We start from the raw sequence: 12,841 nt of genomic DNA, 5'->3' as shown, positions 1-12,841 counted from the left end.
GTGTCAATAAGACATACTCTACTTCGAAACAGGAAAAATTATCTCCCCTTTACCAGAGAAGAAATAATCCCTTCTAGCAATCTTTAATACGTACTCTTCATCATTTAACTTTTGAACTTCGTCTTTTAGACTTTTTTCTTTATTCGTTAATGAATCCAGTTCTTTTTTCATGTCCTTAACTTTTGCTTCTTTTGCTTTAATGGAACTGTTTTGTTGATAAAACGTTACACTAATACTCGCAATAATTGTAAAAGTAAAGACAAGAAAAACCGCTAAACGGCGATAAAGTCGCTTCCTGTTCTCATCCGTTTGTATTATATGCTCTTTAACAGGATTTGGACTCTGTTTTTCGATTGTTCTTTGTCTCAGTTCCCTCATTTCCGAGGTCCCCCTAACTTCTTTTTTATACGCTCCCATATTTGGAAGATATGTCCCTTCAATTTTGCTATATATTGCAGGAACCCTATATGTTTCACTATAAAAAGTTTAACACGATTAGGGAGAAGTTTCCATATGAGCGAAGCAATAAATCGAACAGGCCAGAAAAAAACTTTCCATATGAAAAGTAATATCCAAATCACAATTTTCCATAACACATGTCCAATTGAAAGCAGTATACGAAATAAGAATAATATAAATGCAATAAATAGCTGCGCTATAATAATAACAGGTTTTATCATGAGTAGCTGTATAATTCGAACAAAAAAATATGTTGTTTGCATAAAAATATAGATGAGAAAATTTAACAGCTTCATGTATAGTGCTTTCAGTAAGCTTTGATATGCCGCAAAACCACATAACAATGCCAAAAACACATATATACGTAGTTCAGCTTCATTTACGAGAAGCAATACATAAAAGACGAATAATGCTTGGACAATCCAAAATAATATATCTTGTATAAATACAAGCCAACGTTTACGTTCTTGGCGCTTTAAAAAACGTTGATATGTATCTAAAGACGCTCCAATCCAAGCACCCATTCCAATCATTGAAAGCATTGTATACAACTGAATTGTTAGACTCATTTAAACAACTTACTAAAGAAACCTTTAGTTTTTTCTCCTTGATTTTCATCAATATACAGCATCTCATTAACTTTCCCTTTAATCGACACAATACCTTTTTCTACATCTAAATTTTTCATTTGTAAATTTTGACCACGAATCGTTAAAAAACCCATTACGGTCTCTAGCAAAAACTCTTCGCTATCAAAACTCTCTACCTGCTTCACACCGGTAATATCAATTATACGCCTGCCACGCATAATAATGTCATGTTCTACAGAAACATTTTGTTGATTAGAAGACGTAGGTGAGTAACCATTATTCACGTAAATCCCCCCATAGGTTTTTACTAGCTAATAGTAATGTATGAGGGGATACATAATTTTAGAACAAGCCTTCTTCCGCTTTTACTTTTTCTTCACGAACTAAGCTATACATATTTGCTGCATCTTCTTTTTTAGTTGTTTCTTTCAATTCATTTATTTTTACAGTCACTATTTTTTGACCAAAACGAATTGTTAATTCATCAGCTACTTTCACATCAGAACTCGCTTTTGCCACTTGACCATTAATAGATATTCTTCCTTGATCAGCTACTTCTTTCGCTAATGTTCTTCTTTTAATTAAACGTGACACTTTTAAAAACTTATCTAGACGCATATCAAATCCCCCTATTAACGCTCTGTTTGTTTCGCTTCTTCCCATAAAACATCTAACTGTTCTAATGATAAATCTTCCATCTCTTTATTCATTTCAGCTACTTTTGCCTCCATGTATAAAAAACGACCAGTAAATTTCTCATTAGTTGAACGTAACGCCTCTTCTGGATCTATTTTATAATGACGGGCTATATTAACAAATGCAAATAGTAAATCACCAAACTCACCTAGCATCTTTTCCTCATCCATGTTTGTAACTTCTTGCTGGAACTCTTGCCATTCTTCCAAAACTTTCTCTATCATCGGCTGCACATCAACCCAATCAAATCCAACCTTACCAGCTTTCTTCTGAATTTCAAAGGCGCGTAGTAACTGCGGCAAACTTTTAGGAACGCCATTTAAAACAGATTCTTTCACGAATCCTTTTTCTTGTTTTTTAATTTCTTCCCAATTGGCAATCACTTCATCAGCATTGTTTACATCCGTATTTCCAAATACATGTGGATGGCGACGAACCATTTTCTCAGATAGAGTTCGAATGATATCATCTATAGAGAACCAACCTTCATCTTCTCCAATTTGAGCATGAAGCATAACTTGTAATAATATATCACCTAATTCTTCTACTAAGTGATCATCATCCTCTTCATCAATTGCTTCCAACACCTCATAAGCTTCCTCAATTAAATATTTCTTTAATGATTGATGCGTTTGCTTTTTATCCCACGGACAACCATTTGGACCACGCAGGTCTGCAATAATTTCTCTAAGAACATCAAACTGTTGATACAAGGACGCACGCTCCTGAACAGGTGGCACGTACACACTTGTTAAATTATTCAATTCCGTTTCATGATCTAACATGTACAACGGTACCTTCTTTACTTGTTCAAATGAAGTTCCTGCAGCTGTTACGATATACACTTCATAATCATCTGGCAACATCTCCATTAATGTTAATTTCACATCAGATGCAACGAATGCATCATATACTTGGCAAAAGATTAAATGTTGACGTAATTCTAATTGCCCTCTTTCAAATGATGTAGCATCAAGTAATTGAAATCCTTCAATCGGGTCAATTTTTAGGCTTGCAAACATAGGATCAAGGAAACTTTGTCCACCCTCAATTCGCACTTCAACATTTGAAACGTCTCCTTTTTCCAACAATAGCTGAACTGTTCTTTCTGCTACAAGTGGATGCCCCGGAACCGCATAGATAATTTCTGTACCTTCAGCTTGTTCTAGCAATTTATTCGCAATTGTTTCATATACAATTTCAAACGTATCATGTGCTTCATATACAGCATCAAAAGCCGTATATTGTATGCCTTCTTTCTCCAATTCTTCTATAACCGGATGTTCCTTCGTTCTAACAAACAGATGGTCTGCTTCTTTTATTTTTCGATATACACCCATCGTTAGCTGATCTAATTCACCAGCACCTAAACCTAAAACAGTAATGATTCCACTCACAACCTGTCACCTCTATCCACTCTTCTTCAATGAACCTTCTTTTTTCTCTTGTTTCATAACAGTTCCTAATTCTTTTTTTGTAAATACACGTAATTTTAAAATAAAAAACATATATGTCAATCCGCCGATGGCTACACCTAACAACGCTTCAAGCGTCGCGCTCGCTCTATGTTCCGTATCAATTACTAATCCAGACATCTGCAACACACGCGTGAACATCATTAATACAAATCCCATACAGATACCACTAATTACTACACCTAACATATTTCGCTTATTGATAAGTGACCCTGATACAGCTCTCATAAGCAACAAACTATTTAGTCCAGAAATTATGATTAACGCACATAAAGTCGCTAAGGCTGCCCCTTTCACACCAAAATAAGGCATGAATATATAATTTAACGCTAACTTTAAGCAACCTCCAAATACAACAAATAATGCTGGCTTAAATGTTTGTCCCAACCCTTGTAAAATAGAAGCCGTCGTAATTGACAATGAACTAAATAAAATAGATAAAGATAAAATAGATAAAACATCTGATCCATCACTATTTTCAAACAACATAATATTCGTAGGTTGAATAATACAAGTTAGTCCAATAGCTGCTGCAAATCCAATAACAAATGTTATTTTCATTGCTAACTTTACCTTTTCTTGAATAAAGGAAAGATCTCCTCTTTCCTTCGCCGCTGTAATAATTGGAATAAGTGATAACGAGAAAGAAGTTGTCACAACAGTACCTAATTGCATTAGCGGAATACTTCTATCATAAACACCCTTTAATACTTTTGCACTTTCAGCCTGTTCTCCCGCACCAATAAGTAAAGTGTACAAGGACATTGAATCAGCCATCTGTATAAAAATAAGCACTAAATTACTAACACAAATCGCTAACCCCTGCCAAAAAAGGATTTTAATTATCTTCCTTTTACCCTTAATTCTCGCTACACGTTTAAAAAATATGGAACGAAAATCTCGACGCATATACAACATAAGTACAATAATCCCAATAAGTCCACCCGCAATTGAGCCTAACATAGCCCCTGCACCAACTGTATATAAATCAAATCCGTGAGCAATTAGGAATAGCGATAAAAATACAATAATAGAAACTCGAATTGTTTGTTCTATTACTTGCGAAACAGCCGTTGGCATCATATTATTGAACCCTTGAAAATACCCTCTTGCTACAGACAAAAACGGCATCAATAAGAACGAAAATGAAATAACACGTAGCAACTTATCTAAGTGCATATCGCCCATAGCTATCGCGATTGTTTCGGCCCCAAAAAACAATGTAAAGAAACCTATAAAACCAATTCCTAATAAAAACCAAAAAGATACACAAATAATTTCTTCTGCTTCTCTCTGTTTTCCCCACTCTAGTCGTTCTGCAACCATTTTTGAAATGATAACAGGAAATCCATAAGTAGCTAAAATTAAACAAAATCCATAAAACGGGTAAATTTGTTGGTAAATATAAAAACCAATATCCCCTGCTATATTTTGATATGGAATACGGTAAAAAGCGCTTAATACTTTTGTAACAAAACTTGCAATCGTTAATATAATAGCCCCACGCCAAAAGGCTTGATACTTCTTCGCTTCCATACAAGAAAACTCCTTTTTCTATTCTCACCTCTCGTATTATATCATAAAGAAAAGTACAAACTCCCTTACCACCACGGGTAATACTAGGTCCCTACACGTTAAAAATATTCAACGAAAAAAGGTAGCAAAGCGCTACCTTCATTCAATATACATATATCTCCAAATAATTGATTTCTCAAAAAGAAAGATCATAATTAGGAAAGATTGCTACTTCTAAAACCAATATACCCTTACTGTTCCATTTGTTTCGCTAAGAAACTGGCAGCAGTATTAACCGCTTTATGCTCGATTTCGCTTATAATAGCTTCTTTTGAAAAAATAATGACGGCTCCAATTGGGTCTCCGTTTGCAACAATCGGTCCAACTGTATAAGAATGAACCTTTTCTGTTACACCATCGATAATGGAAATATCACTTTCGTCCGTCATAATAACAGACTTTCTTTCTTCCATCGTTTTTTCGATTAGATCGCCAACACTTTTATTTAAGTATTCTTTTTTCGATACGCCTGATACTGCGATGATAGAATCTCGGTCACAGACAAGCACATTATGTCCTAAGCTGTCATATAAAGCCTCAGCATATTCCTTTGCAAAATCACCTAGTTCACTAATTGGAGAATACTTCTTTAAAATTACTTCTCCATCGCGATCAACAAATATTTCTAGTGGGTCTCCTTCTCGAATACGTAAAGTTCTACGAATTTCCTTTGGGATTACTACCCTGCCTAAATCATCAATTCGACGTACGATTCCAGTTGCTTTCATTCTAATGCTGCCTCACTTTCTACTGATGATCAAAGTGGTGAATTTACCTGTTCATGTAAAAATCACCAACTGTTAGACATAGTATTTTACACATTAGTTCTTCTATGCACGTCGAATTGTATTTTTTTATCTTATTTTAGGCATTTATTACTTCTTTTTTCACATCTGGTAAGCCTTTTAATAAATTTTCAGCAATTGTTAACCACTTCGATGTCTCTAAGCCATTTGTTTTCATAACAATTTTCAATTGTGATCCTTCCATTCCTAGACCGATCATACGCCCAAAACTATTTCCGAGCATGAATAATTTTCCACCATCAATATTTTGACTTGCTTGTTCAGAAAACAGGAATGTTACTTCAAATTTATTCTGCTTAATTAACTCAATTTGTTCTTTCATTGCCAACACTTTAATATTTGCAATTTGTAATAAATAACCAACTTCTTGTGGGTAATCACCGAATCTATCGATCATTTCTTCCTGCAATTCTTCAATATCCTCAATTGCAGAAACACCTCTAAATTGTTTATACATCATAATTTTTTGCTTACTATCTGAAATATAAGCATCTGGTAAGTATGCATCTACCTCTAAGTCAATTTCAACATTAACTGTATTTTCAGCCCCATCTGTTCCTCTTCGCTGTTCAATTGCATCTTTTAACATTTGAGAATACAGATCAAATCCGACAGAATCAATAAACCCATGCTGTTCTGCTCCTAACAAATTACCTGCTCCACGAATAGATAAATCTCTCATCGCAATTTTGAAACCAGATCCAAGTTCTGTGAACTCTTTAATTGCTTGCAGACGCTTCTCTGCAACTTCTGACAGCACTTTGTCACGTTTATAGGCAAAGTATGCATATGCAACACGATTAGAACGTCCAACACGCCCACGAAGCTGGTACAACTGTGATAACCCCATACGATCTGCATCAAATACAATTAACGTATTTACGTTCGGAATATCTACACCCGTCTCAATAATTGTTGTACTTACAAGAACATCATGCTGTCCTTCTAAAAATGATAGCATAACAGACTCTAATTCACTTTCGTTCATTTTCCCATGTGCGTACGTTACGCGAGCATCTGGAACTAACATCGAAATTTCATCTGCTTTTCTTTCAATATCCTCTACACGGTTATATAGGAAGTAAATTTGACCGCCTCTTGCAAGCTCTCGCTCTATCGCCTCTCGCATTAATGCTGGATTATACTCTACTACATACGTTTGGACTGGGAAACGATTTTCTGGCGGTGTCTCAATAACAGATAAGTCGCGCACACCAAGCATAGACATATGAAGCGTCCGCGGAATCGGAGTTGCCGTTAATGTTAATACGTCAACATTCGCCTTCAATTGTTTAATTTTTTCTTTATGCGTCACACCAAATCTTTGTTCTTCATCAATAATAAGAAGCCCTAAATCTTTATAAGTGACATCTTTAGATAAAATACGATGTGTTCCGATTACAATATCTATTGTGCCATCCTTTAAGCCCTTAATCGTTTCATTTTGTTGCTTTCTCGTACGGAATCTACTTAATAATCCTATATTGATTGGATAATCTTGAAAACGCTCTCGAATTGTTTCATAGTGTTGCTGCGCAAGAATCGTTGTCGGTACTAAAATCGCAACTTGTTTTTCATCCATAATTGCTTTAAATGCCGCACGAATAGCCACTTCCGTCTTTCCATACCCTACATCACCACAAAGGAGCCTATCCATCGGGCGTCCGCGTTCCATATCTTTTTTAATCTCGTCAATAGAACGTAACTGATCCTCTGTCTCTTGATATGGGAAAGATGATTCGAACTCTTGTTGTTCTGCCGTATCTGGCGTATATGCATAGCCTTTTGAAGCTTCGCGCTCAGCATATAGTTTAATTAGGTCATCCGCAATGTCTTGTACAGATTTTTCAACTTTCGTTTTAACCTTTTTCCAATCATTTCCGCCTAATTTGTAAACTTTCGGATCCTTACCTTCAGACCCTACATATTTTTGGACTTGATCAATTTGTTCAATTGGAACGTATAACTTATCATTACCTTGATATTTAATATTTAAATAATCTTTATGAACACCATTAATCTCTAATGTCTCAATACCTAAAAATTTACCTATACCATGATTTACGTGAACTACATAATCTCCAACTTTTAATTCCGAATAACTTTTAATACGTTCAGCATTCGATAACTTTTGTTTACGTTGTGATTTTTTAACTTTCTTATGAAAAAGCTCCTTTTCAGTAATGACAACAAGCTTTTGCATCGGCATTTCAAACCCTGCATGTAAATCACCTACAGCAATTTGTAGCCTTCCAGGCAATAAGATATCTGTGCCTTCTACAATATCTGCCTCAATATCATAATCACTTAAAATATGTTGTAATTTCTTCACACGTTCATCATCTGTTCCAAGTACAACAGTCGTAAAATGCCCTTCATTCCATCTATCAATTTCTGTTTTTAACAAATTCATCTGTCCATGGAAATCTTGCATTGTTTTACATGTTACATTTACAATATTTTGCGGATGTGTGTGTGCGATATGACGCAAGAATAACGTTAAATATACAAAACTTCTTTTTTTATGATGAAGAAACCCCTCAAATGCGTGAGAGAAAGATAAATCTTGAATAATTGTTCCTTCACCAAGAAGTGATATATACCATTCCGCCTCTTCTGTTTCAAGATGTGATGCTGTTTCTTGAATACGGGAAATCTCATCTAAAATTACAACACCATCTTCTGGTAAATAATCTATCAGACTAGCAGGTTCTTTATAGAAAATAGATAAGTATTTAAACATCTGTTCTATACTTTGCCCGTTTTTCAACATCTCAATTTCATGACTTACCGTCTCAAGCACTGTAGTCTTTAGTTTATCATCAGAAAGTTTTTGCATCGTCTTAGTCAAACCTTCTTCAAGATGCTGAATTCCTGATTTTAATTCTTCCTGTGAAAATAAAAACTCTGTTGCCGGACCAAACCTAACGCTTTCTTTTTTACCTTGAGAACGCTGTTCATCCACATCAAATAATCGAATAGAATCGACTTCTGTATCAAAAAATTCAATACGAAATGGTAGTTCTTCAGTTAAAGGATAAATATCTAATATTCCCCCGCGTAAACTGAACTCCCCTGGAGCTTCTACCATCGACTTACGTTCATAGCCAATATGATGTAAAGTATGCAAGAGCGCATCTAAATCAATCTCTTGCCCTAGATTGATTTCAACTTGCTTTTGCTTCCACAATTCTTTTATTGGTAAAAATCTACGCAATCCTGCCACTGGCGCTACAATGATTCCATTCTCTCCCGCAGCCAAGCGATTTAACACTTCTATACGTTGCGCCTTCAATTCTGGACTTGCAACCCCAATTTCCGATGCTATCAGTTCATTCACTGGATATAGCCACACATCTTTTTCACCAAGTAACGCCACTAAATCTTCATGTACTTTTTGTGCTTGGTATAAGTTATGTGTAACGATTAATTGTGATTTTTTTGTTTTTTTATATAAAGCCGCCATTAATAATGAACGAGAAGACGTTGCCATCCCTGATATAAGTTGTTCTTTTAACCCATCTTCTAATCCATTAATAACCGATTGTATCTCTTCATTTTTATAAAATTGCTCTAATAAACCTATCATTTTTAAAACTCCTCTCAACATAAAGAGCAAGTCATTCTATTTTATGCAAATATTTTGGAAAAGGAAAACAGAAAAATGCTTTGGACATGCCAAAGCGACAACATTTTATTGCAGAAATTTTTCATACTCATAATACTCAGGATAAGATGCGAGCGTTTCTTGACACGATTCACAAATTGTTTTTATATATATATTTCCATTCTCATGAAAATGAATCATCTCTACTACTTCTTGCTCTGTTAGTTGAAATAAAACGTCGCTATATACTTTTTCTGCGTTAATGGAGCCTACATTACCTCCGCAGTGTCTGCAATAATAATACCCTTCCATACTAGCCTCCTAAAAATTCAATTACTACTAGTATGGGTAAAACAAAAGAGAAATATTCCCAATCTCATTTTTAACTATTGAAAGTATTCATGATTTGGAGAAAAGGCTTATTTAGCCACTCTTCACATGCATCCGCTGCTTTTTCAATAGAATGGTTAACATCCGGAATCTCTTCAGATGTAAAGCGTCCTAATACATAATCGACTACCTTCATTCCATTTTTCGGGCGATCGATTCCCATACGGATACGTTGAAATTCTTGTGTTCCTAGGTGCGAAATCGTTGACTTTACACCATTATGTCCACCAGCACTACCTTTCATGCGAAGACGCAATTTACCTACAGGAATGTCTAAATCGTCGTACATAACAACGAAGTCCTCAACATCAATTTTATAATAATCCATGAGTGGACGAATACTTTCCCCAGATAAATTCATATATGTTAGCGGCTTTAATAAGATTACCTTTTCTCCATTAACAAACCCTGCACCAAATACACCTTTAAATTTTTGTTCATTCAAAGAAATGTTCCAACGCTTCGCAAGTTCATCAATGGCCATAAATCCAATATTATGCCTTGTTAATTCATATTCTCTACCTGGGTTCCCAAGTCCTACTATCAATTTCATTCTTGTACCACTACTTTCTTTTTTCGATACGAAAAGACGTAACCAAAATTGGTTACGTCTCATTCTATCCAATTAATTGAATAATACACTCACAGATTCTTCTTCGTATACACGAATGATTGCTTCTCCAATTAATGGAGCAACTGAAAGTTCATGTACTTTGTCGATTTTCTTCTCTTCTGGTAATACGATAGAGTTCGTTACAACTAACTCTTTAATATTTGAATTTTGAATACGCTCAATTGCTGGGCCAGATAATACTGGGTGTGTACAGCAAGCATATACTTCAGAAGCACCGTTCTCAACAAGAGCGTTTGCTGCTAATGTAATTGTACCAGCTGTATCAATGATGTCATCAATTAAAATCGCTGTTTTTCCTTCAATATTACCGATAATGTTCATTACCTCTGATACGTTCGGGCGAGGACGACGCTTATCAATAATAGCGATTGGCGCTTTTAGACGATCTGCCATTTTTCTTGCACGAGTTACACCACCATGATCAGGAGACACGATTACGATATCTTTAAGACCTTTTGTTTCAAAGTAATCAGAAAGAATCGGTACACCCATTAAGTGGTCGATTGGGATATCAAAGAACCCTTGAATTTGTGGAGCATGTAAATCTAGAGTGATTACACGAGTTGCACCTGCTGTTTCAAGCAAGTTTGCTACAAGTTTCGATGTAATTGGTTCACGAGAACGCGCTTTACGGTCTTGACGCGCATAACCATAATAAGGAATAACAATATTAATTGTTTTCGCAGATGCACGTTTTAATGCATCGATCATAATAAGTAATTCCATGATATGTTCGTTTACTGGGAAGCTTGTAGATTGAATAATGAATACATCGCAACCACGGATACTTTCTTCAATGTTAATTTGAACTTCTCCATCACTAAAACGATCAACAGAACATTTTCCTAGTCCTACTCCAATATGCTTTGCAATCTGCTCAGCAAGTTCCTTATTAGAGTTTAAAGAGAATACTTTCAAATTAGAATTTAGATATTGAGTCGACATCTAGATTAACCCTCCACATTATGATTTTTTCTTATTCAGCAATTGATCAACATAGTCTTCTTTGTTAACTTGACGTGCACGTGCTACCGATAATGCTTTTGATGGAACATTCTCTGTAATTGTAGAGCCTGCTGCCACATAAGCACCATCTTCAACTGTTACTGGAGCAACAAGGTTTGAATTACATCCAATAAATACCCCATTACCAATCACAGTTTTGAATTTATTCTTACCGTCATAGTTCACCGTAATTGAACCACAACCAAGATTCACGTCTTCTCCAACTTGTGCATCCCCGATATAACTCAAGTGTGAAGCTTTACTTCTATTACCAAAGACAGTTTTTTTGATTTCCACGAAGTTTCCAACGCGTACTTCGTCTCCAATAACTGAATCTGGGCGAATGTGTGCAAATGGACCAATCGATACTTCTGTACCAAGTTTACTATCATGTACAGTAGATTGACGAATTGTCGTACGATCTCCAATTTCACTATCACGAATTACTGTATGCGGTCCAATTTCACAATCAGAACCAATTACAGTGTTCCCCTCAATAATTGTTCCTGGATGAAGAACTGTATCACTACCGATAATTGCATCAGCAGAAATATAAGTGTTACTTGGATCAATAATTGTGACACCATTTACCATGTTCTTTCGGTTGATACGGTTTTTCATAATAATTTCCGCTTGCGATAGAGCGACTCTGTCGTTAACACCTAACGTTTCATCGAACTGCTCTGTTTGATAAGCTGATACGATATGACCTTCATTTTTTAAAATCTCAATAACATCTGGAAGGTAATATTCACCTTGTACGTTATCATTTGAAACTTTAGAAAGTGAAGCAAATAAAGCCTTATTATCAAAACAATACGTACCTGTATTGATTTCTTTAATAGCTAATTCTTTCTCATTTGCATCTTTATGCTCAACAATCTTTTCAACATGACCATTCTCATTACGAACAATACGGCCATATCCAGCAGGTTCTTCTATGTACGCTGTTAGCACCGTCGCCATTGCTCCTGCTTCTTTATGTTGCTGAAGTAATGCTTCCATCGTTTCAGCAGTTATTAGCGGCGTATCCCCACAAATAACTAAAGTTGTTCCTTCTTCATTTGCAAGTACACTTGCAGCTTGATCTACAGCATGTGCTGTACCAAGTTGTTCTGCTTGTAATGCAAACTCACTTACGTTTCCTAGCTGTTCTTGTACCATTTCAGCACCATGCCCAACAACCGTTACAAGTTTCTGCAATCCTAATTGAGATACTTGATCGACTACGTGTTGTACCATAGGTTTTCCACATACAGGATGCAGCACTTTGTATAGCTTAGACTTCATACGTGTGCCTTTACCTGCAGCTAGAATCACTGCAAATCTGTTTGACATATAGACCCTCCATCGCAACCTATTTATCCATTAAAGATATTATCCTAAATCATCATATATTTCAAGAAACACATTTTAACTATTAAATTTTACCATAATTCTTATAAGATGTTTTACTCTTTAGTATCTTTTTTAAGAAATAAGCTATACTATTTAAAATGATTTTGAAAAAATTAGTAGTTTCTTCTTTTTATGTTAATGAATTATGAAATTTTCAAATATAAAGCAAAAAAAACAAACTCCTGTAAATGCTTACAGGAGTTTGC

12 protein-coding genes are annotated in these 12,841 nt (G+C 35.4%); all 12 read right to left on the bottom strand.

All coding sequences use genetic code 11. The features are described 5' to 3' along the window. Positions 1-18: 18 nt before the first annotated feature. The gene (gene divIC, locus ACUXVC_RS00335; RefSeq protein ID WP_001208739.1) at positions 19-378 is read right to left on the bottom strand and encodes a cell division protein DivIC; all 360 of its coding nucleotides are present in this window, start codon (positions 376-378) and stop codon (positions 19-21) included. Continuing rightward, positions 375-1,028 carry a spore cortex biosynthesis protein YabQ gene (gene yabQ, locus ACUXVC_RS00330; RefSeq protein ID WP_000059781.1) on the bottom strand — a complete coding sequence of 218 codons (654 nt, stop codon included), beginning with the start codon at positions 1,026-1,028 and terminating at the stop codon, positions 375-377. Before yabQ ends, divIC begins: the two co-directional genes overlap by 4 nt. After that, entirely contained in the window at positions 1,025-1,333 is a 309-nt protein-coding gene (gene yabP, locus ACUXVC_RS00325; protein ID WP_001059104.1) for a sporulation protein YabP, read from the bottom strand. Before yabP ends, yabQ begins: the two co-directional genes overlap by 4 nt. A gap of 58 nt (positions 1,334-1,391) precedes the next feature. After that, positions 1,392-1,667, bottom strand: coding sequence for an RNA-binding S4 domain-containing protein (locus ACUXVC_RS00320; RefSeq protein WP_001234876.1), 276 nt, complete (start codon positions 1,665-1,667; stop codon positions 1,392-1,394). A 14-nt stretch (positions 1,668-1,681) separates the two neighbouring features. Beyond that, positions 1,682-3,142: a nucleoside triphosphate pyrophosphohydrolase gene (gene mazG, locus ACUXVC_RS00315; RefSeq protein ID WP_095689912.1), complete on the bottom strand. Its 1,461-nt coding sequence runs from the start codon at positions 3,140-3,142 to the stop codon at positions 1,682-1,684. A gap of 12 nt (positions 3,143-3,154) precedes the next feature. Further along, positions 3,155-4,756, bottom strand: coding sequence for a putative polysaccharide biosynthesis protein (locus ACUXVC_RS00310; protein ID WP_095689913.1), 1,602 nt, complete (start codon positions 4,754-4,756; stop codon positions 3,155-3,157). 230 nt (positions 4,757-4,986) lie between these two features. Further along, on the bottom strand, positions 4,987-5,523 hold the full coding sequence (gene spoVT, locus ACUXVC_RS00305) for a stage V sporulation protein T (RefSeq protein WP_000648306.1): 537 nt from the start codon (positions 5,521-5,523) through the stop codon (positions 4,987-4,989). Between the two features lie 136 nt (positions 5,524-5,659). After that, positions 5,660-9,190, bottom strand: coding sequence for a transcription-repair coupling factor (mfd, locus tag ACUXVC_RS00300; protein ID WP_000579684.1), 3,531 nt, complete (start codon positions 9,188-9,190; stop codon positions 5,660-5,662). Positions 9,191-9,295: 105 nt separating this feature from the next. Continuing rightward, complete coding sequence (locus ACUXVC_RS00295) at positions 9,296-9,520, bottom strand: anti-sigma-F factor Fin family protein (RefSeq protein WP_000399438.1); 225 nt, start codon at positions 9,518-9,520, stop codon at positions 9,296-9,298. A 70-nt stretch (positions 9,521-9,590) separates the two neighbouring features. Then, entirely contained in the window at positions 9,591-10,151 is a 561-nt protein-coding gene (gene pth, locus ACUXVC_RS00290; RefSeq protein ID WP_000767702.1) for an aminoacyl-tRNA hydrolase, read from the bottom strand. Between the two features lie 72 nt (positions 10,152-10,223). After that, on the bottom strand, positions 10,224-11,177 hold the full coding sequence (locus tag ACUXVC_RS00285) for a ribose-phosphate diphosphokinase (RefSeq protein ID WP_000107420.1): 954 nt from the start codon (positions 11,175-11,177) through the stop codon (positions 10,224-10,226). 18 nt (positions 11,178-11,195) lie between these two features. Then, on the bottom strand, positions 11,196-12,575 hold the full coding sequence (gene glmU / locus ACUXVC_RS00280) for a bifunctional UDP-N-acetylglucosamine diphosphorylase/glucosamine-1-phosphate N-acetyltransferase GlmU (protein ID WP_053563253.1): 1,380 nt from the start codon (positions 12,573-12,575) through the stop codon (positions 11,196-11,198). Positions 12,576-12,841 lie beyond the last annotated feature (266 nt).

Source organism: Bacillus sp. N6, from assembly GCF_052805735.1.
Note: the sequence above shows the minus strand (reverse complement) of the source record. Positions and strands in the feature narration are given on the sequence as shown.

What these genes read in the sequence shown, in the direction of transcription:
- glmU (WP_053563253.1), bottom strand. Translation starts at nt 12,575, where the DNA reads ATGTCAAACAGATTTGCAGTGATTCTAGCTGCAGGTAAAGGCACACGT.
- pth (WP_000767702.1), bottom strand. Translation starts at nt 10,151, where the DNA reads ATGAAATTGATAGTAGGACTTGGGAACCCAGGTAGAGAATATGAATTA.
- ACUXVC_RS00285 (WP_000107420.1), bottom strand. Translation starts at nt 11,177, where the DNA reads ATGTCGACTCAATATCTAAATTCTAATTTGAAAGTATTCTCTTTAAAC.
- ACUXVC_RS00295 (WP_000399438.1), bottom strand. Translation starts at nt 9,520, where the DNA reads ATGGAAGGGTATTATTATTGCAGACACTGCGGAGGTAATGTAGGCTCC.
- spoVT (WP_000648306.1), bottom strand. Translation starts at nt 5,523, where the DNA reads ATGAAAGCAACTGGAATCGTACGTCGAATTGATGATTTAGGCAGGGTA.
- yabQ (WP_000059781.1), bottom strand. Translation starts at nt 1,028, where the DNA reads ATGAGTCTAACAATTCAGTTGTATACAATGCTTTCAATGATTGGAATG.
- ACUXVC_RS00320 (WP_001234876.1), bottom strand. Translation starts at nt 1,667, where the DNA reads ATGCGTCTAGATAAGTTTTTAAAAGTGTCACGTTTAATTAAAAGAAGA.
- ACUXVC_RS00310 (WP_095689913.1), bottom strand. Translation starts at nt 4,756, where the DNA reads ATGGAAGCGAAGAAGTATCAAGCCTTTTGGCGTGGGGCTATTATATTA.
- mfd (WP_000579684.1), bottom strand. Translation starts at nt 9,190, where the DNA reads ATGATAGGTTTATTAGAGCAATTTTATAAAAATGAAGAGATACAATCG.
- divIC (WP_001208739.1), bottom strand. Translation starts at nt 378, where the DNA reads ATGAGGGAACTGAGACAAAGAACAATCGAAAAACAGAGTCCAAATCCT.